Source organism: Nocardioides sp. Soil796, assembly GCF_001429525.1.
Lineage (GTDB): Bacteria > Actinomycetota > Actinomycetes > Propionibacteriales > Nocardioidaceae > Nocardioides.
The window spans coordinates 550,752-570,259 of sequence record NZ_LMSQ01000018.1 but is presented as its reverse complement, the minus strand read 5'-3'; the positions used below and the strand labels follow the sequence as shown (position 1 = coordinate 570,259).

At 70.2% G+C, this 19,508-nt stretch carries 17 protein-coding genes; 10 read left to right on the top strand and 7 right to left on the bottom strand.

All coding sequences use genetic code 11. The annotated features are described in order from the left end of the window. Window positions 1-116 precede the first annotated feature (116 nt). Genes ASH02_RS14090 through ASH02_RS14070 form a run of 5 tightly spaced genes read left to right on the top strand, consistent with a single transcriptional unit; the run spans window position 117 to window position 5,576 of the window. Complete coding sequence (locus ASH02_RS14090) at window positions 117-1,067, top strand: ABC transporter permease (protein ID WP_056688176.1); 951 nt, start codon at window positions 117-119, stop codon at window positions 1,065-1,067. Beyond that, complete coding sequence (locus ASH02_RS14085; protein ID WP_056688179.1) at window positions 1,060-2,097, top strand: ABC transporter permease; 1,038 nt, start codon at window positions 1,060-1,062, stop codon at window positions 2,095-2,097. The genes ASH02_RS14090 and ASH02_RS14085 overlap by 8 nt, the downstream gene beginning before the upstream one ends. Beyond that, window positions 2,094-3,131, top strand: a complete 1,038-nt coding sequence (locus ASH02_RS14080) for an ABC transporter ATP-binding protein (RefSeq protein WP_056688183.1) — start codon at window positions 2,094-2,096, stop codon at window positions 3,129-3,131. The genes ASH02_RS14085 and ASH02_RS14080 overlap by 4 nt, the downstream gene beginning before the upstream one ends. A gap of 1 nt (window position 3,132) precedes the next feature. After that, window positions 3,133-4,155 (top strand): oligopeptide/dipeptide ABC transporter ATP-binding protein, encoded by a 1,023-nt coding sequence (locus ASH02_RS14075; RefSeq protein WP_056688185.1) that lies wholly within the window; start codon window positions 3,133-3,135, stop codon window positions 4,153-4,155. After that, on the top strand, window positions 4,155-5,576 hold the full coding sequence (locus ASH02_RS14070; protein ID WP_057294938.1) for an amidase: 1,422 nt from the start codon (window positions 4,155-4,157) through the stop codon (window positions 5,574-5,576). The genes ASH02_RS14075 and ASH02_RS14070 overlap by 1 nt, the downstream gene beginning before the upstream one ends. A gap of 273 nt (window positions 5,577-5,849) precedes the next feature. On the opposite strand, the gene ASH02_RS14065 is transcribed toward ASH02_RS14070, so the two are convergent. Both ASH02_RS14065 and typA read right to left on the bottom strand, forming a co-directional pair. Continuing rightward, window positions 5,850-7,463: an ABC transporter substrate-binding protein gene (locus ASH02_RS14065; protein ID WP_057294937.1), complete on the bottom strand. Its 1,614-nt coding sequence runs from the start codon at window positions 7,461-7,463 to the stop codon at window positions 5,850-5,852. 265 nt (window positions 7,464-7,728) lie between these two features. Then, window positions 7,729-9,624 (bottom strand): translational GTPase TypA, encoded by a 1,896-nt coding sequence (gene typA / locus ASH02_RS14060; protein WP_056688194.1) that lies wholly within the window; start codon window positions 9,622-9,624, stop codon window positions 7,729-7,731. A 197-nt stretch (window positions 9,625-9,821) separates the two neighbouring features. On the opposite strand from typA, the gene ASH02_RS14055 reads away from it, so the two are divergent. Next, window positions 9,822-10,391: a hypothetical protein gene (locus ASH02_RS14055; protein ID WP_056688197.1), complete on the top strand. Its 570-nt coding sequence runs from the start codon at window positions 9,822-9,824 to the stop codon at window positions 10,389-10,391. Between the two features lie 166 nt (window positions 10,392-10,557). After that, window positions 10,558-11,934: a protealysin inhibitor emfourin gene (locus ASH02_RS14050; RefSeq protein ID WP_057294936.1), complete on the top strand. Its 1,377-nt coding sequence runs from the start codon at window positions 10,558-10,560 to the stop codon at window positions 11,932-11,934. A 139-nt stretch (window positions 11,935-12,073) separates the two neighbouring features. Here the strand turns inward: ASH02_RS14050 and ASH02_RS14045 are convergent, their stop codons facing one another. The 4 genes from ASH02_RS14045 to ASH02_RS14030 form a co-directional block, all read right to left on the bottom strand. Next, window positions 12,074-13,408: an ABC1 kinase family protein gene (locus ASH02_RS14045; RefSeq protein WP_235532667.1), complete on the bottom strand. Its 1,335-nt coding sequence runs from the start codon at window positions 13,406-13,408 to the stop codon at window positions 12,074-12,076. 184 nt (window positions 13,409-13,592) lie between these two features. Beyond that, entirely contained in the window at window positions 13,593-14,282 is a 690-nt protein-coding gene (locus ASH02_RS14040; protein WP_056688277.1) for an aspartate/glutamate racemase family protein, read from the bottom strand. A 47-nt stretch (window positions 14,283-14,329) separates the two neighbouring features. Then, the gene (locus tag ASH02_RS14035) at window positions 14,330-15,688 is read right to left on the bottom strand and encodes a cytochrome P450 (protein WP_200951239.1); all 1,359 of its coding nucleotides are present in this window, start codon (window positions 15,686-15,688) and stop codon (window positions 14,330-14,332) included. Window positions 15,689-15,737: 49 nt separating this feature from the next. Beyond that, window positions 15,738-16,055, bottom strand: coding sequence for a hypothetical protein (locus ASH02_RS14030; protein WP_156393770.1), 318 nt, complete (start codon window positions 16,053-16,055; stop codon window positions 15,738-15,740). 171 nt (window positions 16,056-16,226) lie between these two features. On the opposite strand from ASH02_RS14030, the gene ASH02_RS14025 reads away from it, so the two are divergent. Then, a complete protein-coding gene (locus ASH02_RS14025) occupies window positions 16,227-17,453 on the top strand; it encodes a sensor histidine kinase (protein ID WP_056685288.1) in 1,227 nt (408 codons plus the stop codon). Then, complete coding sequence (locus tag ASH02_RS14020) at window positions 17,450-18,133, top strand: response regulator transcription factor (protein WP_056685292.1); 684 nt, start codon at window positions 17,450-17,452, stop codon at window positions 18,131-18,133. Before ASH02_RS14025 ends, ASH02_RS14020 begins: the two co-directional genes overlap by 4 nt. A 33-nt stretch (window positions 18,134-18,166) precedes the next feature. Here the strand turns inward: ASH02_RS14020 and ASH02_RS14015 are convergent, their stop codons facing one another. Further along, window positions 18,167-18,916, bottom strand: a complete 750-nt coding sequence (locus ASH02_RS14015; RefSeq protein WP_056685295.1) for an SDR family NAD(P)-dependent oxidoreductase — start codon at window positions 18,914-18,916, stop codon at window positions 18,167-18,169. Window positions 18,917-19,054: 138 nt separating this feature from the next. On the opposite strand from ASH02_RS14015, the gene ASH02_RS14010 reads away from it, so the two are divergent. After that, window positions 19,055-19,405 carry a hypothetical protein gene (locus ASH02_RS14010; protein ID WP_056685298.1) on the top strand — a complete coding sequence of 117 codons (351 nt, stop codon included), beginning with the start codon at window positions 19,055-19,057 and terminating at the stop codon, window positions 19,403-19,405. The last annotated feature ends 103 nt before the right edge of the window (window positions 19,406-19,508 follow it).

The following is a 19,508-nucleotide window of genomic DNA, read 5'->3' as shown; positions in this document are numbered from 1 at the left end:
CAGACCTAGTCTTCCCACAATGTCCTCGCCCGGTCACCGACCGTGCCCCATCCGACGAAAGGACCACCGCTGATGAGCCTGGTTGTCCGACGCCCCCGGAGCGGAGACGGTCGCTGATGCGCCGGATCGCGCTCCGTGCCGGCGAGCTGCTGGCAGTCCTCTTCGTGGTCAGCTTCGGCGTGTTCGCGATGGTGACCCTGATGCCCGGCGACCCCGCGGTCGCCATCCTCGGGGAGGGCCACCCCAAACAGGACTACGTGGACCTGCGCCAGGAGCTGGGTCTGGACGACCCGCTGCTGACGCGCTACTGGCACTGGCTCTCCTCGGCCGTCACCGGCGACCTCGGTCGCTCCCTGGTGCCGCCGCAGGGGGACGTGACCGATCGCATCCTCGGTGCCCTCCCGGTCAGCTTCCAGCTGGCCACCATGGGCCTGCTGATCGCCCTCGTGCTGGCCGTCCCGCTGGCGATGTGGTCCGCCGCCCACGCCGGTGGCCTCGTCGACCGGATCATCAGCGCGTCGATGTTCGCGATCCTGTCGATCCCGTCCTTCCTGGCCGGCCTGCTGCTGATCATGGTCTTCGCCAACGGCCTCGGCTGGTTCCCGCGGGCGCAGTGGGTGCGGATCAGTGAGGACCTTCCGGCCAACCTGCACCATGCCCTGCTGCCCGCGCTGGTCATCGCGATGATGGAGCTGGCGCTGTTCACCCGCATCCTGCGCAACGACCTGATCGTCACCCTCAACGAGGACTACATCCTCGCCGCCCGTGCCAAGGGCATGCCGCCGTGGCGGATCATGGTCACCGACGCGTTGCGCCCGTCGTCGTTCTCGCTGGTGACCCTGATGGGCATCAGCCTGGGGCGCCTGATCGGGAGCACCGTGATCGTGGAGTACCTCTTCGCACTGCCGGGCATGGGATCGATGATCGTCACCGCCGCCAACCAGGGCGACTTCCCCCTGGTCCAGGGCGCGGTCCTGATCATCGCCCTCGTCTACGTCGTGGTGAACGCCAGCATCGACGTCTCGTATGGCTATCTCGACCCGAGGACCCGCCGTGTTCATGCGTAGTGACAAGTCCCGTGCCCGCGCGGAGAACCGCACCCGCACCCTCCTGGTCGGAGCGGCGCTCCTGGTGGCCGGTGGTGCCGTGGCCGGCTTCGGCTGGACCACACCGACCCTCGTCCTGGCCGGCAAGGCCGTGCTGGTCCTGGCCGGGCTGGGGCTCATCTTCCACGGGATCGCCCGCCTGGTCGTGGGCTTCCGCGGCAAGCCGGTCGACCTGCTGTTCGTCCTGGCCGTGGTCTGGCTGATCGGCATCTGCGTGGCCGCGGTGCTCGCACCCCTGCTGCCCCTGGGCGAGCACAACGACGTCGCGAAGACCCTCGTAGAGCCGACCAACATGGCGCCGAGCCTGCTCACCGACCACCCGTTGGGCACCAACAACCAGGGCCTGGACCTGCTCTCCCGCTCGCTCCACGGGGCCCGTACGTCGTTGGCGATCTCGCTGCTGGCGGTGACCATCGGCACCGTCGTCGGCGGCGCCATCGGTGTGATGGCCGGCTACTTCCGCAAGGGCGTCGACAGCGTGGTCGGCATCTTCACCAACGCGCTGCTCGCGGTGCCGCCACTGATCCTGCTCATCACGCTGAGCACCTTCCTCGACCCGAGCCTGCGCAACATGGCCCTGGCCCTGTCGTTGCTGACCATCCCGAGCATGGTGCGCCTGGCCCGCGCCAACACGATCGCCTTCGCCCAGCGCGAGTTCGTGATGGCGGCCCGGCTGATGGGGGCCACCCGGTTCCGGGTGATGACCCGCGAGCTGGTGCCCAACGTGCTGCTCCCGGTCTGCTCGATGGCGGTCGTGATGATCTCCGCGCTGATCGTGGCCGAGGCCTCGCTGAGCTTCCTCGGCCTCGGCATCCAGCAGCCCGACCCGACCTGGGGCAACATGATCGCGGAGGGTGAGGGTGGCGCCATGGAGGACTACCCACACATCGTGCTGGTTCCCGGCGCGTTCCTGTTCCTGACCGTCTTCTCCTTCAACCTCCTGGGCGAGAAGGCCCAGAAGCGGTGGGACACGAGGAGTGCAAAGCTGTGAACGACACCAACGAACTCGTCCTCGAGGTTGCCGACCTCCACACCGTCTTCACCACCCCTCGCGGGGTGATGCGGGCAGTCGACGGAGTCTCGATGTCACTGCGCGCGGGGGAGACCCTCGGCATCGTCGGCGAATCCGGCTCCGGCAAGTCCGTGCTCGGCCGCACGGTCATGGGCCTCATCGCCGACAACGCCACCACGGCCGTCTCCGGCTCGGTGCGCATCGGCGGGCACGACGTACACGCGATGAAGCCGAAGGACCGGCGCAAGCTCTGGGGCCCCGAGGTCGCGATGGTCTTCCAGGACCCGATGACCTCGTTGAACCCGGTCAAGCGGGTCGGCGCCCACATCACCGAGGCGCTCCGACTGCACCTCGGCCTGAACCGCAAGGACGCGCACGAGCGGGCGATCGACCTCCTGCGTCAGGTGTTCATCCCCGAGCCCGCGCGCCGGATGAAGCAGTACCCGCACGAGCTCTCCGGAGGCATGCGGCAGCGCGTGGTCATCGCGATGGCACTGGCCTGCGACCCCAAGCTGCTGATCGCCGACGAGCCGACCACCGCGCTCGACGTGACGGTGCAGAAGCAGATCCTCGACCTTCTCGCGTCCCTCGCCTCCCAGCGCAACATGGCGACGATCCTGATCAGCCACGACCTCGGCGCAGTGGAGGGCCGGACCGACCGGGTCGCCGTGATGTACGGCGGCCGGACGGTGGAGACGTCTCTGACCTCCCGGGTCTTCGCCCGACCTGCGCACCCGTACGCCGAGGCGCTGCTCGCGTCGATCCCGCGGATCGCCGATGCACCCCACACGGTGCTGCGGGCGATCGAGGGCGCGCCACCCAACATGCTCGCACCGCCCGGCGGCTGCAGCTTCGCGCCGCGATGCCGCCTGGCGCAGGACCGGTGCCGTGAAGAACAACCCCAGCTCCGGGAGATGAGCGACGGGGTACGTGGCCTGCATGCCGAGGCGTCACACCTCGGCGCCTGCCACTTCCCCCTCACCGAGGTCACCGAACGACAGGAAGTGGGCTGACATGGCCGGCAGCGGAACCGCACACATGCGCCCCGACGCGTCCCCCGTGCTCACCGTCGACCAGATGGTCGTGGAGTTCCCGGTCGGCCGCAAGCAGGTCGTCCACGCCGTGTCTGGCCTCAACATCGACCTGCTGCCGGGGGAGACCCTCGGCATCCTGGGCGAGTCGGGGTGCGGCAAGTCCAGCGCCGGCCGTGCCGTCATGCAGGAGCCGCCGCCGACCTCGGGCGAGGTGCGACTGGATCGGCAGGCCCTGACCGGCCTCAAGCCGCGTGAGCTGCGCCGCGCGCGCTCGAAGATGCAGATGATCATGCAGGACCCGGTCTCCTCCCTGAACCCGCGCCGGAAGGTCCGCGACCTGGTCGCGGAGGGCCTGGCGATCTGGGGTTTCGAGGGGGACGACAAGGACGCCGCCGTCCGCGAGACACTCGTCGCGGTGGGCCTCGACCCCGACGTGGTGTGGGACCGGCGGGCGCACGAGCTCTCCGGCGGCCAGTGCCAGCGGGTGTGCATCGCGCGGGCACTGATGATGAACCCGGAGGTGCTGATCTGCGACGAGCCGGTCTCGGCCCTCGACGTGTCGGTCCAGGCGCAGATCCTCAACCTGCTGGAGAAGACGAAGGAGAAGTTCGACTTCTCGATGATCTTCATTGCCCACGACGTCTCGGTCGTGAAGAACATCAGCGACCGGGTGATGGTGCTCTACCTCGGCAAGACCTGCGAGGTGTTGCCGTCGACCGGCATGGAGACCGCCGCCCTGCATCCCTACACGCGCACCCTGATCGCCTCGATCCCCGGTGGCGAGGAGATCGCCACCCCCGGCGACCCGGTCACCGGGCCGGTGGCCTCCGACCGGCCGATGTCCGCCGCGGCGACAGAGCTCCCCTCACCGCTCAACCCGCCCTCGGGCTGCCGGTTCCGCACCCGTTGCCCGCTCGCCACGGACCGCTGCTCCGCCGAGGAGCCCCAGCTGCGTCCCGTCGGTGAGGGTCATTTCATCGCCTGCCACAACGTGGCCGTCTGATGTCCGTCATCGACGCCCACGACCTGAACCAGCCCCTGGATGCCATCGCCCTTGCGGCGTCGATCCGCAACGGGGAGACCTCCGCGCGTGAGGTCGTCGACGAGGCGATCGCCCGGATCGAGAAGCACAACCCGGTGCTGAACGCCGTGATCGCCACCCGCTTCGACGAGGCGTTGGCCGAGGTCGACGCCGGGCTGCCCGACGGTCCGCTGCGCGGCGTACCGGTGCTGGTCAAGGACCTCAACATGGACGTCGCCGGGCTGCCCAGCAGCCGCGGCAGCCGGCTCTTCGCGGAGCACGTGCCCGACCGCGACTCCGAGCTGGTGGCCCGCTACAAGCGGGCCGGCATGGTCGTGCTCGGCACCACCAACAGCCCCGAGTTCGGCCTGAACGCCAGCACCGAGCCGCAGGTCCACGGGCAGACCCACAACCCGCGCGACCTCACCCGGTCACCCGGCGGATCGAGCGGTGGCTCCGCCGCCGCCGTGGCCGCGGGCCTCGTGCCGGTCGCCCACGCGAGCGACGGAGGCGGCTCGATCCGCATCCCGGCCTCGATGAACGGCCTCTTCGGGCTCAAGCCGAGCCGAGGACGCGTGACCAGCGCGCCGGCACCGTCGACCCTCAGCGGTCCCGCCTCGGTGCACCACGCCGTGACCACCACGGTGCGCGACAGCGCCCTGCTGCTGGACATCTCGTCGGCACGCCTGCCGGGCACCGCCATCGGTGTCCCGACTCCCGCCCAGTCGTTCGCGACCCTCGCCGCGCAGTCGCCCCGGCCGTTGCGAATCGGCCTGGCCACGGCGTTCGCCGACGGACCGGAGACGGATCCGGAAGTGCTCGCGATCGTCGAGCGGGCCGCTGCCCTGTGCGAGTCGCTCGGGCACACCGTCGTCCCGATCAAGACCCCGTGGGTGCCGGGTGAGGTGAGCGCGGAGACCGCGCCGCTCATGGGCATCGCCTTCACGGTCGCGGTGCAGGACCGGCTGGCCGAGCTCGGCCGCGAGCTCCTCGACGACGACCTCGAGCCCTTCACCCGTCAGCTCTTCGAGCACTACCGCGCCCTGCCGGCCACGGCGCTCTCACGGTCGCTCAGTGCGGCCCAGCGCATCGGCTGGGAGGTCGGCGCGACCTTCGAGCAGTACGACGTGCTGCTGACGCCGACGGTCGCCCGGCGGGTGCCGTCCCTGGGGCTGCTCGACACCACCCGCCCCGAGTCGATCTACCAGCACGCCGCGACCTTCTCGGCGTGGACCAGCGTCTTCAACGCCACCGGGATGCCGGCCATGTCGGTGCCGCTCGGCACCGACTCCGACGGCCTGCCGGTCGGCGTGCAGTTCGCGGCCGACCTCGGCGAGGAAGGGCTGCTGCTCTCGCTGGCCGGCCAGCTCGAGGCCGCCGCACCCTGGGTCCGCACGGCCTGACCCGTCCAAACGGTGCCCACGCGCTCTCGCGATCGAGAGCCCGTGGGCACCGTTGTCTGTTCGTCCGGCACTCGTCGTACGACGTGGGCACCCGTCGTACGACGGCACGCGTGCACCCGTCGTACGACGACGGCACGCGTGGTGCGCCGGCTGCTCGTCGTACGACGACGAGTGCGCGCGTGGTGCGCCGGCTGCTCGTCGTACGACGAAATGCGGAGAACGCCCGGCTCCACGGGGGAGGAGCCGGGCGTTCGGTCTGTTCGGTCCGTCAGGTCACTTCTCGAGCCATGCCTTGTCGAAGAGGATGATCGTCTCGCCGCTGCCCTTGATGCCGTGGACGTTCTTGTTCCACGCGTTCACCATGGCGCCGGAGTTGATCGCCACGCCGGGCGCGTCCTCGGCGAAGAGCTCCTCGATCTTGGTGAGCACCTCCTTGGCCGCCTCCGGGGTGTCCTTGCCCTCCAGCTCGGCGAAGAGCTTGTCCATCTCGGGGTTGGAGTAGCCGGGGACGTTGGTCGGCGACTGCGCGCTGAGGGCCGACACGAGGCGGCCGTAGACGTTCTCCTCCTGGATCGAGGTGGCCGACGTGGCGATGTCGAAGTCGTGGTCGACGTAGACCTTCTGGATCTGGTCCGCGACGTTCTGCACCAGGTCCAGCTTGACCTCGAAGCCGACCGCCTCGAGCATCGCCTGGATCGCGATCGCCCCCGACTGCGAGTCCTGGTCGGTTCGGGCCAGCACCCGGATCTTGCCGTCGAAGCCGTCGGCCTTGGCCTCCTTCACGAGCTCCTTGGCCTGATTGGAGTCGGTCGGCGTCGCCTCGACGCCCGGGGACCACTTCGAGTCCGGCCCGAGGAGCAGCTTGCTCGGGTTGCCGGCACCGTTGGCGATGCGCTTGAGGTAGATCTCCGGGTCGAAGGCCAGGGCGATCGCCTGGCGCACCCGCTTGTCCTCGCCGGGCGAGCCCTCGCGGTTGTTGATCCACAGGTTGTTGGCCATGCCGGCGTGGTTGACCATGCCGGAGACCTTCGCCTTGATGGCGTCGTCGACGGTCTCGGTGCCGCGGAGGAACGCGACGTCGACGCCACCGGACTTCAGGGTCTCGTAGCCGGTGCTGTCCGGGCCGAGCAGCACGAACTCGATGGAGTCCAGGGCGGGGCGACCGCCCCAGTAGTCGTCGTTGGCCACGACGACGGTCTTCTCGGCCGGCGCGTAGCTCTTGAACTTGAACGGCCCGGCACCGATCGGCTTGAAGGCCTCGGGGTTCTTGTAGGCGGCCGGAGCCATGATCATGCCGGGGCCGTTGGTGAACACGTTCGGGAACGTGGCCCACGGGTGCGCGAGGCTGATCTCGACGGTCAACGGGTCGACGGCCTTGAGCGACTTCACCTCCTGCTTCATCAGCAGGGCGTTCAGGCCGTAGCCGGAGGTGTAGTAGTTGACGCTGCCGATCACGGCGTCGGCGTCGAGCGGCGTGCCGTCGGTGAAGGTGACCCCGTCACGCAGCTTGAGCGTCCACGTCTGGTTGTCGCTCGACTCCAGGGACTCGGCCAGCTGCGGCTCGAAGGTTCCCTCGTCGCCGTTGTAGCGCATGAGGGTGTCGAAGACCGCGGCCATGATGTTGCCGCCGGTCGAGCCGGTGGGGAAGGTCTGCGTCGGGTTGAGGGTGCGCGCCTCGGAGTACTCCGACACGCGCAGCGTGCCGCCCTTCACGGGGTCGCCCGACGCCTCCTTGACGTTCATCATCCGGGTGGAGTAGTCCACGTCGGAGGAGGACCCCTTGGTCCCGCCGTCGTCGGCCGAGGTGTCGGCGCACCCGGTGACGACGAGGGCGGCTGCTGAGAGCAGAACCGCCCATCGCGCCCGGGTCGAGATGCGTGTCTTCACTGTTCCTCCATGTGTGACGGGTGGTCCGAGGTCACCGCATTCTGTGTCTGTGGTCACAGCGTCGTGCGGTCCGCGAGCGCGGTCCGGCGGAGGTCCCACTCACCGGGAGGAATGCCGGGTTGTCCGGTTTCTCCGTCTTTCCCAGGTGGCCTTCTACGGCGGGAAACGCGAAACGGACCATCCCCTGCTCGGGAGTGGTCCGCTTCGCGACTCTGGCCAGCGTCGTCTCTGCCGGCTGCTGCCTTCGGCCCGGTCGGGGCGCCTGCTACTTGTTGGCCTTGCGGGCCTGCGACGCGGTCTTCGCGCGGGCGTGGGCGTCGAGAACGACCTTGCGGATCCGCACGGTCTCGGGGGTGACCTCGACGCACTCGTCCTCGCGGCAGAACTCCAGGCACTGCTCGAGGGAGAGTCGCTTGGCCGGAATCAGCTTCTCGAAGTTGTCGGAGGTGGCGGACCGGATGTTGGTCTGCTGCTTCTCCTTGGTGATGTTGACGTCCATGTCGTCGGCGCGCGAGTTCTCGCCGACGATCATGCCCTCGTAGACCTCGGTGGTCGGCTCGAGGAACATGATGCCGCGTTCCTGCAGGTTGGTCATGGCGTACGCCGTGGCCGCGCCGGAGCGGTCTGCGACCAGCGAGCCGTTGTTGCGCGACCGGATCTCGCCGGCCCACTTCTCGTAGCCCTCGGAGATGTGGTGCGCGATGCCGGTGCCCCGGGTCTCGGTGAGGAACTCGGTGCGGAAGCCGATCAGGCCGCGGGCCGGGACGACGAACTCCATGCGCACCCAGCCGGTGCCGTGGTTGGTCATCTGCTCCATGCGGCCCTTGCGCGCAGCCAGCAACTCGGTGATCGCGCCGAGGTACTCCTCGGGGGCGTCGATGGTCAGGCGCTCCATCGGCTCGTGGACCTTGCCGTCGATCTCCTTGGTGACCACCTGCGGCTTGCCGACAGTCAGCTCGTAACCCTCGCGACGCATCTGCTCGACGAGGATGGCCAGCGCCAGCTCGCCGCGGCCCTGCACCTCCCACGCGTCGGGACGCTCGGTCGGGAGCACGCGCAGCGACACGTTGCCGACCAGCTCGGAGTCGAGACGGTCCTTGACCAGGCGGGCGGTGACCTTGTGGCCCTTGACCCGGCCGACCAGCGGCGACGTGTTGGTGCCGATGGTCATCGAGATGGCCGGCTCGTCAACGTGGATCAGAGGCAGGGCGACCGGGTTCTCCGGGTCGGCCAGGGTCTCGCCGATGGTGATCTCGGGGATGCCCGCGACCGCGACGATGTCACCGGGGCCGGCGGACTCGCCGGGCTTGCGCTCGAGGCCCTCGGTGACGAGGAGCTCGGTGATCTTGACGTTCTTGATGTCACCGTCGCGCTTGATCCAGGCGACGGTCTGGCCCTTCTTCAGGTTGCCCTGCTTGATGCGCAGCAGTGCGAGGCGCCCGAGGAACGGGGAGGCGTCGAGGTTGGTGACGTGGGCCTGGAGCGGCGCGCCCTCGTCGTACGTCGGGGCCGGGATGGTGTCGAGGATCGTCTTGAAGAGCGGCTCGAGGTCGCTGCCCTCGGGCATCGTGCCGTCCGCGGGCTTGACGGTGCTGGCGATGCCGGCCTTGCCCGAGGCGAAGACGACCGGGAAGTCGAGGGCGTCCTGGCTGTGGGACTCGTCCAGCAGGTCCATGAACAGCTCGTAGGTCTCGTCGACGACCTCGTCGATGCGGGCGTCGCCACGGTCGGTCTTGTTGACCACCAGGATCACCGGCATGTCGGCGTTGAGCGCCTTGCGGAGCACGAAGCGGGTCTGGGGGAGCGGGCCCTCGGACGCGTCGACCAGCAGCACGATGCCGTCGACCATCGAGAGGCCGCGCTCGACCTCGCCACCGAAGTCGGCGTGGCCCGGTGTGTCGATGATGTTGATCGTCATCGGCTTGCCGTCGGCGGCCGGTCCGGCGTAGTGGACGGCGGTGTTCTTCGCGAGGATCGTGATGCCCTTCTCGCGCTCGAGCTCGCCGGAGTCCATGGCGCGTTCGGCGACGCCCTCGGCCTGGTGCGCGGTGAACGCGCCGGCCTGGTGGAGCATCGCGTCGACCAGCGTGGTCTTGCCATGGTCGACGTGGGCGACGATTGCGACGTTGCGCAGATCGGAGCGTGAGGTGTTTCCAGACATGGGGCAGCGCTTTCGTTCGCGATGGATTCCTGCCCGGCCATGGGACAGCCCGGTCAGTCTACGGCGCTGACACGGTGCGCTCCGAATCGTTCCCTGCGAGATTTTCACTGCGCCATGTATCAAATGTCTGGTTTGCCCGTCCTTTGTTGGCAGTGTCGGAACGCACCGTGCGCTCCGCCCCCGACAGGAGCAACGTCATGGGTCTCAGCAATTTCAGGCATGTCATCGGCTACGGACTGCTCGTGGTCCTCGCCACCGCCGGAGGGGCCAGCGCCTCGGCGATCCCCGGCACGAACACCGTCGACTCGGGGGACATCATCAACCGTGAGGTGAAGGCGGTCGACATCGCTCCCGGCGCGGTCAGGTCGGGCACGGTGCTCAACCACTCGCTGCTCGGCATCGACTTCAAGAACAACTCGGTGACCGGCGACGCGGTCCGGGAGCACAGCCTCAACATGGCCTCGGCCGGCTGCCAGGTCGGGCTCGTGCACAGCTTCACCAACCTGTCCGGCATCCCGCAGGACGCGATCTGGCGCAACGCCGACAACGGCCACAACTGCTCCGGCGGCCAGATCCTCGTGCGCCACACGAGCGCCGGCAACTACCAGGTGCAGTTCGTCGGGGACCCGGCTGCGCTCGGTGTCGCGATGCCGGTCAGCGGCTACAACTCGATCGGTGTCACCAAGTCCGGCGACGTGTTCAACCTCGAGCAGCGCAACATGGACGGCACGCTGGTCAACAACACGATCAGCTTCGTCACCTACTGATCGCCTGCTGCACAGTGCACCTCCCGGCACCGTGCAGCTTCGTGCCCGAAGTGCGGCAGTTCGCCCGGGCCTGCGCCCCCTCCCTGCGCAGACCTGCCCTTCACGGGGTCGAACTGCCGTACTTCGGGCCTTTCGCATGTCGGTGGGTCGCGATAGGACTGAAGTCATGAGCTGTTCCATCGTGCCGCCGTACCTCCTCCGCCAGATCGCCTCCGAGCCCGACGCCCGGGCCACCGACCACTGCCATCGCACCCTCGAGATCGATGAACGCTTCCGGGCAGGGCGCCGTGCGCCACGGGCCGTGGCGGCCGCCGACGGAGGGTTCACGGTGCACACCGCCGACAACGGCACCGACCTGCCGGGCCGCGCCGTGCGCGCCTCCGGCGAGCCTGCTTCGGGCGATGTCGCGGTCGACGAGGCGTACGCCGGACTCGAGGCGTCGCTGGCGATGTACGCCGACGTCTACGCGCACAACTCGTGGGACGGGCAGGGTGCCCACGTGCTGGCGACCGTGCACTACGAGCGCAACTACGACAACGCGTTCTGGAACGGCACCCAGCTGGTCTTCGGAGACGGAGACGGCGAGGTGTTCGACCGCTTCACCAAGCCGGTCGACGTGCTGGCCCACGAGCTCACCCACGCGGTGACCGAGTCGGTCGCGGGGCTGGTCTACGAGGGGCAGTCCGGTGCGCTCAACGAGTCGGTCTCCGACGTCTTCGGCGCGTGCCTCAAGCAGCGGGTCCTCGGCCAGGGCGCCGCCGAGGCCGACTGGGTCGTCGGCGAGGGACTCTTCCTGCCCGGCGTCAACGGCCGCGGGCTGCGCGACATGCACAACCCCGGCACGGCGTACGACGACCCGGTGCTCGGCAAGGACCCCCAGGGCGCGGACATGTCGGCCTATGTCGAGACGACCGACGACAACGGCGGAGTCCACCTCAACTCCGGCATCCCGAACCGTGCGTTCGTGCTGGCCGCGCTCGCAATCGGCGGCACCTCAGCCGAGGGCGCCGGCCGCATCTGGTGGACGGCGCTGGGCACGGTGGCCCCCGACGTCGACTTCGCCGGGTTCGCCGCGGCCACGGTCGAGGCGGCCGGCGACCACGCCGACGCCGTACGCGATGCCTGGGCGCAGGTCGGCGTCGAGGTCGCGCAGCCCGCAGGCGACGCGGCTGGCGGTGCGACTGCGGACGACGTGGCCGCATTCGGTGGTCGAGCAGGGCGAGGGACGAGCCCGGAGAGTCGAGACCACTCCGCAGAGGCAGCGCCGACCGTCGTCGAGGTCCGCCGTACCGGTGGCTTCGCGGGCCGCACGGCGACCGGCCGCTGCGACCTCGGCGGCGAGGGCGCCCACCTCGACGAGGTGCGCGCACTGCTGTCCCGGGTCGACCTGCGCCCGGCCAAGCCGGCCCGCACCTACCCCGACATGTACTCCTACGTGATCCGCGTCGACGACGACGAGGTCACCCTCGCCGAGACGCAGCTGACCGACGACCTGCGCCGACTGACCGCGCTGGTGCTGGAGCAGACCCCCGACGACTCCTGAGGCTGCCCCGGGCGACCACGATCGTGCAGGTGGCGAGTCGTGACACCGGAGTCGCCTGGAAAGCGACCACGATCGTGCAGGTGCAGACTTCGGGTCGCGGGCGACGGCCAGCGGGCGACGGTCGCGACGGGCCAACGCGTCAGGCGGGCTCGAACCCGGGGACGTACTCCTCCAGCAGCGCGCGGAACTCCACCTCGGCCTCGAGCTGGCAGAGCACGCCGAACCCGCCGAGCCAGACCCGGTGGATCAGCATGTACTCCGGCGGCAGGTTGAGCTTGAAGGCACGGGCCAGGTTCTCCTGGGTGGGCGTCGCGACCCGAACCGTCTGCGAGCGCAGCCACTGGCGGTTGAACCGGAACGACTCCGAGCGGCCGGCGTCGAGGAACGGGCCGAGGTAGTCGCGGAGGTCCTCGGGGGTGAACTCGGTGCGCGGCAGCAGGAAGCCCTCGCGGCGCAGGCCGTCGACCACCGTCTCCCAGTCGTCGGAGAGGCCGTGCGAGAGCAGTTCGCCGAGCGGACGCGGGAACCCGTCGGGCAGCCGGGCGACCGCGCCGAAGTCGACGACGCCGAGGCGGCCGTCGTCGAGGATCCGGAAGTTTCCGGGGTGTGGGTCGGCGTGCAGCAGGCCGGTGCGGGTGGGGCCGGAGACGAGGAACCTGGCGTAGAGCCCGCCGAAGTGGTTGCGCTGCTCCGGCGTGCCGAACTTGATCACCTGGGCCAGGGACGACGGGCTCTCCATCCACGTCGTCACCAGCACGCGTTCGGTGTGCGCCACCACCGCGGGTACGACGAAGTCGGGGTCGTCGGCGAACTCGGCGGCGAAGACCGACTGGGCCGCGGCCTCAAGGGTGTAGTCGAGCTCCTCGGCGACCCGGGCCTCGACCTCGGCCAGCAGCGGCTTGATGTCGAGTCCGGGAGCGAGCACGGTGAACAGCCTGGCCATCCGGCCGAGCTGGCGGATGTCGGAGCGCAGCGCCTTCGCGGCGCCGGGGTACTGCACCTTGACCGCCACCTCGGTGCCGTCGGCCCAGGTCGCGCGGTGCACCTGGCCGATCGACGCGGACGCGACCGGTGAGGCGTCGAACGCGCTGAATCGGGTGCGCCAGTCGTCGCCGAGCTCCTCGGAGAGAACCGACTCGAGCATGCGCACCGACATCGGTGGCGCGGAGTCCTGCAGCTTGGTCAGGGCGTCGCGGTAGGGGCCGATCAGCTCGTCGGGAAGCGCCGACTCGAAGATGCTCATCGCCTGGCCGAACTTCATCGCGCCGCCCTTGAGCTCGCCCAGGACCTTGAAGATCTGGTCGGCGGTGCGGGCCTGCACCTCGGTCAGGACGGCGTTGGCCGGTCGACCGACGAGGCGCTTGCCGAGGCCGATGGTCGTGCGTCCGGCGTAGGCGGCGGGCAGGCTGGCCAGACGCGCCGTGCGTCCGATCGCGGACTGGCGCATCTTCGAGTTCCCCGGTTCCTCACCCACGAGCCAGAGCCTATCCGGACCACCCTCGCGACGACCTGTCGCCAGTTGGTGTCGACCCGTCGCCAGTTAGTGCCGACCCGTCGCCAGTTCGCGAGGACCCGACGCGAATTCGACGATCCGCGACGAACTGACGACGGGTCGATCAGAACTCACGACAGGTCGATCAGAACTGGCGACGGGTCGATCAGGCGAGGGCGCGGTCGAGGGCGGCCTCGACGTGCAGGGTGGTGCACGGGAACAGCGGCACCTCGACGTCGGCCTGCTCGATGAGCAGCTCGAGCTCGGTGCAGCCCAGGATCACGCCCTGCGCGCCGCCGTCCCAGAGCTGGTCGATCAGCTCGACGATCTTGCGCCGCGAGGAGTCGAGCACCTTGCCGTGCACGAGCTCGTTGTAGATGATCGCGTTCACCATCTCGTGCTGCTCGGGTGCCGGCACGTGCACCTGGAGGCCGTGCGAGGCGATCCGGTCGGTGAAGAACGTGCGCGACATCGCGAACGTCGTACCGACGAGTGCGACGGTGTCGACCCGCCGCGCCTTGGCAGCCTCGGCGACCACGTCGGCCAGGTGCAGCAGCGGGATGTCGACCGCTGCCTCGACCTGTTCGGCCACCCGGTGGAAGGTCGTGGTGCACAGCATCAGGAAGTCGGCGCCGGCCTTCTCCACCCCGCGCGCGGCCTCGGCCAGGATCGTGGCGACGCCGTCCCAGTCCTCGGCCTCCTCGAGCGCGGTGACCTCCGCGAAGTCGACGGAGGCCATCACCGTCTTCGCTGAGGAGTAGCCGCCCAGCCGCGTCTCGACGCCGAGGTTCAGGTCCTTGTAGTAGGCGGCGCTGCTCTCCCAGCTCATTCCGCCGATGAGTCCGATGGTCTGCACACGCGCAGTCTCCCGTGCCGCGGACGATTCGGCCACCCCGGGTCTCGTCAATTGGCGCCGGGGCCGACCGGCAGGCGATCGAATCCGCGCAGCACCCGGGTCGGCCGGCGCGTGGGCGTGCCGTTCACGATCAGATCGGGGAACCGGTCGTAGAGCGCCCGGAGCGCGACGGTCGCCTCGAGGCGGGCCAGCCCGGCACCCAAGCAGTAGTGCACACCCGAGGAGAACGCGAGGTGCTCGGCGGCGTTGCTGCGACGTACGTCGAACCTGTGCGGCTCGACGAACACCGCCGGGTCGCGGTTCGCACCACCGATCATGGTGAGCACGACCGTGCGGTCGGGCACGGGAACCCCGGCGACCACGGTGTCCCGGTAGGCCTGGCGCAGCGTGAGCTGCACCGGGGAGTCGTGCCGCAGCACCTCCTCGACCGCGTTGGTCCAGAGGTCGGGCTCCTCGCGCAGGGCGGCGAGCTGATCGGGGTGCCTGGCCAGCAGTGCGACGGCGTTGCCGATCAGGTTGACAGTGGTCTCGAAGCCGGCGCCCAGCAGGAGCAGCCCGGTCGCGTGCAGCTCCACGTCGGTCAGCCGGTCATCGCCGTCGAGCTGGGTGAGCCGGCTGAACAGGTCGTCGCCCGGATCGCGACGCAGCTGCGCGACGTGTTCCTCGAACCAGGCGTGCAGGTGGCGTACGTCGTCGCTCGCGGCGCGGAACTGCCGCCAGGACAGTCCGGGGTCGAGGGTGATGGCGGCCCCGTTGCCCCACTGGAGCAGGCGCCCGTGCATCTCCTCGGGCACGCCGAGCACCCGGCCGATGACCGCGACGGGAAGCTGGGCGGCGTACTCCTCGACGAGGTCGAATCCGCCTGCGCCACGCGCGGCGATCCGGTCGAGCAGGCTGTCGGCGACGGATCGGATCTCGGGCTCCAGGGCGGCCACCGCGCGCGGGGTGAAGACTCGCGAGACCAGCTTGCGGTAACGGGTGTGCACGGGCGGGTCGACGGCCAGCAGGGAGGGCGGGTCGATCGGGCCCAGCTCGTCCGGGTTCGCGAACGCCGCGACCAGGCGCTGCAGCGGTAGCGGCAGCTCACCGTGGCCGCCTGCCACACCGAACGCGTCGCTGCGCAGGATCTGGTTGACCGCCGCGTGGTCGGTGGAGGCCCAGGCGATGCGGCCCCGGGCCAACGGGCCACGCTCGCGGAGCTCGTCGTACGCCGGGAACGGGTCCTCGCGCAACACCGGGTCGACCTCGAGCCTGGCGATGAGGTCGCCGCGCCTGGCTGCGGACCTGATCGCCCACCGGCTCATGCCGTGCGCGGCGGTCCAGGTGACCAGCCGGTGGCCGGGGAGGTTGGCGAACCGGCCGCGTTCCGCGGGCGCCGTGGGCCGGGCTGCGTGGGCGTCGGTCACGGGGCAGACCCTGCCCGGAACGTGGCCCGGGTCGGGTGTCTGCGCTGCGTTAGGACGCGTGGACAAGGGGCCCTCCCGAGGTGGCACCGCGCTCCGGGTAGCGGGCCAGGATGCGGAGTACGCCGGCATGGCGGGCGCGCAGGTCGCGCAGCACTGCCACGCGTTCGTCGGGACCGAGGTCCTGGTCGAGCTGTGCCTCGACGGTGAGGTTCCACCGGTAGCGCAGGTGGGCGACCAGGCAGTCGCGGTCACCGAAGATCAGCGCGATCTCGTCGTTCCACGGCAGCTCGCCGGAGAGGTCGAGTCGGGTCGACTCCTCGATCTCGCGCAGGGCCTGCCAGCGTCGGTGGGTTTCTTGCCAGGTCATGGTCATCTCACTTTCGCACCGTTGCTACTGGATCGGTCAAGAGCGACGCTAGGCGCGGGCACCCTGGCCGGGCATCGCGCTGCGGTACCCATCCGGGCTCCGACCCTGGTAGGAGTCGCCACCCGCCCGCGGAGTGATGGCAACGGCGCGTGAGTTCCCTAGGCTGGCCACATGTCTGTCGACCTGGGCGCGTTCGTGCGTGCGCTGCGCGCCCGCATCGAGGACAAGGGCGCCTCCCGCGGACTCGTCTACCCGTGGTGGATCGCGGTCATCACCTCGGTCGGCCAGGTCGGCGCCATGCTGGTCGCGGCCGCACAGCGCGACGTTCTCTGGACGCCGCAGCCCGTGGTCCTGGCGGTGCTGCTGATCGCCGTCCCGCACGCCCTGCACTTCGTGCTGCGCGACTGGCTGCACTGGAGCATCGGCACGGCGTTCGGGTTGGCCGGTGTGGGCTGGATGCTGTCCGCGCCGATGGTCGTCGACACCAACGCCGACGCGACCGTGCTCGCCCTGGCCCTGCTGGTCGGCGAGATGACCACCACCGAAGGTGCGCGCCTCGGCCTCTTCGTGGGCGGGCTGTCGGTGGTGATGATGTTCGTCATCGAAGGACCGGATGCCCTCGAGCTGGGGCTGCCGTCGATCCTGGTGGCGTTCATGATCGGCTACACGCTGCGGTGGCAGATGCGCGCGATCTCCGCCGAACGCGACGCAGTCGACGGCGCCCGCGCCCGTGCCGCCCTCGAGGAGCGCCAGCGCATCGCGCGCGAGATCCACGACCTCGTCGCGCACTCGCTCAGCGTCACCCTGCTGCACGTGACCGGTGCCCGCCGGGCGTTGACCGAGGACCGCGACGTCGACGACGCCGTCCACGCCCTCGAGGACGCCGAACGGATCGGACGCCAGGCGATGGCCGACATCCGGCGCACCGTCGGCGTCCTCAACAACGGCCCGCGCTCCGACGTACAGGCGGCCCTGCCCGCGGCCGGTGACATCCCGGGGCTGGTCGACGACATCCGGGCCGCCGGGCTCGAGGTCGACTTCGCGGAGTCCGGCGACCCGTCCGGCGTGCCCGAGTCGGCCGGCCTCTGCCTGTTCCGTGCGGTGCAGGAGTCACTCACCAACGTGGCCCGGCACGCGCCGTCCGCGCCCGCGCAGGTGCGCGTCGACTACTCGTCGCGCGGCGCGACCCTGACGGTGCGCAACCCGGCGCCGGCGGCGGCGCGACGTGGCACCGGCGGCTCCGGGCTGGCCGGCATGGCGGCCCGGGTCGAGCAGTTCGGTGGCACCTTGTACGCCGGACGCGATCCGGGCGCGGCCGACCAGTGGTTGGTGGAGGTGGACCTCCCGGGTTCGGCGGAGTGGTGCGTGGTGAAGCGGATGAAGGGAAGGGCTCGATGAACCCGGTGCGGGTGCTGCTGGTCGACGACCAGGAGCTGGTGCGGTCCGGGCTGCAGCGCATCCTGCGCCGCCGTGACGGGTTCGAGGTCGTCGGCGAGTGCGCCGACGGTGCCGAGATCCCGGGCACGCTGGCCGAGCTCGCCGCGGCGTACGACGGCACGGGTGCCCCGGTCGACGTGGTGGTGATGGACCTGCGGATGAAGCGGGTCGGTGGCATCGAGGCGACCACGCGGCTGCGCACCGACCCGGAGGCGCCACCGGTGCTCGCGCTCACCACGTTCGACGACGACGAGCTGCTCTCCGGTGCGCTGCGCGCCGGAGCCGCGGGGTTCGTGCTCAAGGACTCGCCCGCCGAGGACCTCATCCGCGCCGTGCGCGCGGTCGCCGCGGGTGACTCGTGGCTCGACCCCGGCGTGACCGGGCGGGTGCTGAGCACCTACGTGCGCACCGGCCCCGAGTCGGCACAGCGCCCGGAGGAGCTGACCGCCCGGGAGTACGAAGTGCTCCAGGCCATCGGGCGCGGCCTGGCCAACAGCGAGATCGCTTCGGCGCTGCACATCTCCGAGCTGACCGTGAAGAGCCACATCGGCCGGGTGTTCACCAAGCTGGACCTGCGCGACCGTGCGGCCGCCGTGGTCTATGCGTTCGACCACGGCATCGTGACGCCCGGTGGCTCCTAGCAGGGCTCGGTCCAGAGCGAGGGCGCCCGGGCACTAGTCGCTGGTGCGGTGCACGTTGTTCTGGGCGGCTTGGGCACGCGGCTTGATGACCAGCTCGTCGATGTTCACGTGGGCCGGTCGGGTGGCCACCCACGCGATGGCGTCGGCGACGTCCTCGGCGACCAGGGGGTCGGGTACGCCGGCGTACACCGCGTCGGCCTTGGCCTGGTCGCCACCGAAGCGGACCAGGGAGAACTCCTCGGTGTGCACCATGCCGGGCGCGATCTCGCTGACCCGGATCGGTTCGCCGAGCAGCTCGAGGCGCAGGGTCTGGGTCACCACCTTCGTGCCGTGCTTGGCCGCGACGTAGCCGGCGCCGGTCTCGTAGGGGACCCGCCCGGCCGTGGAGCCGACGTTGACGATGACGCCGTCCCCGCTGGCTCGCAGGGCCGGCAGCAGCGCCTGCGTCACCCGCATCAGCCCGACCACGTTGACGTCGTACATCGCCTGCCACTGCTCGGCGTCGGCCGACTCGACGGGCGCGGAGCCGAAGGCGCCGCCGGCGTTGTTGACCAGCACGTGGACCGATTCGCCGACGGCTCGTGCGAGGCCGTCGACCGACGCGGCGTCGGTGACGTCACAGGCCACCGCGAGGCCGTCGATCTCGGCGGCGAGCTGCTCGATCCGGTCGGTACGGCGTGCGGCGCAGACCACCCGGAACCCCTCGGCGGCGAGCGCTCGGGCGGTGGCGGCGCCGATCCCGCTGGAGGCTCCGGTGACGACTGCTGTGCGGCGAGTGCTCATGGCGAGGATTGTGCCGGATGGAGAGACGAGTGGCAGGGACGGGCCAGCCACGGCACACTGGGTCGGTGGCGCGTCGGGGTGGCGTGCCTGCGCGTGCACGAGAGCGCGCCTGCGTGTGCACAGAGAGGAAGCGTCGACGTGCGTGGACTGGCCGCCGTGACCGGGATCCTGGGTGGGCTGTGCCTTGTCGTCCGCCACTTCATCGACAGTGCCGATCCCTTGCAGTGGGCGGGCTTCGGACTTCTGGGCGTCGCGGTCCTCTGCATCGGGCTGATGCTGGTCCCGAAGGCTCCGGTCTGGCTGCAGGCCATCGTCGCGGTCGGCGTCGTGTGCCTCGCCGGCTCGGTGCTGGTCACCCTGCACAGCGAGCTCGACCCTGACCCGGTCGATCTCGGCGTCGGTGTCCTGGCCGTCCTGCTGTTCCTGTTCCTCGCCGTCCGGTGGCGTGGGTCCCGTGCGCCACGCACCCACGGCTCGCACAGCCGCTGACGCCTGCACCCTCCCGCATGCCGCATGCCGCCTGCCGCCTGCCGCCTGCCGGCGGGAACAGCCGGGAATAGCAGGCCTGCCACCGTGGTTCTGGGGAGGATGA

Bases quoted from the DNA above. Each gene is read 5' to 3' on its own strand.
- ASH02_RS14090 (WP_056688176.1), top strand. From the start codon at position 117: ATGCGCCGGATCGCGCTCCGTGCCGGCGAGCTGCTGGCAGTCCTCTTC.
- ASH02_RS14085 (WP_056688179.1), top strand. From the start codon at position 1,060: ATGCGTAGTGACAAGTCCCGTGCCCGCGCGGAGAACCGCACCCGCACC.
- ASH02_RS14075 (WP_056688185.1), top strand. From the start codon at position 3,133: ATGGCCGGCAGCGGAACCGCACACATGCGCCCCGACGCGTCCCCCGTG.
- ASH02_RS14070 (WP_057294938.1), top strand. From the start codon at position 4,155: ATGTCCGTCATCGACGCCCACGACCTGAACCAGCCCCTGGATGCCATC.
- typA (WP_056688194.1), bottom strand. From the start codon at position 9,624: ATGTCTGGAAACACCTCACGCTCCGATCTGCGCAACGTCGCAATCGTC.
- ASH02_RS14055 (WP_056688197.1), top strand. From the start codon at position 9,822: ATGGGTCTCAGCAATTTCAGGCATGTCATCGGCTACGGACTGCTCGTG.
- ASH02_RS14050 (WP_057294936.1), top strand. From the start codon at position 10,558: ATGAGCTGTTCCATCGTGCCGCCGTACCTCCTCCGCCAGATCGCCTCC.
- ASH02_RS14030 (WP_156393770.1), bottom strand. From the start codon at position 16,055: ATGACCTGGCAAGAAACCCACCGACGCTGGCAGGCCCTGCGCGAGATC.
- ASH02_RS14025 (WP_056685288.1), top strand. From the start codon at position 16,227: ATGTCTGTCGACCTGGGCGCGTTCGTGCGTGCGCTGCGCGCCCGCATC.
- ASH02_RS14020 (WP_056685292.1), top strand. From the start codon at position 17,450: ATGAACCCGGTGCGGGTGCTGCTGGTCGACGACCAGGAGCTGGTGCGG.
- ASH02_RS14015 (WP_056685295.1), bottom strand. From the start codon at position 18,916: ATGAGCACTCGCCGCACAGCAGTCGTCACCGGAGCCTCCAGCGGGATC.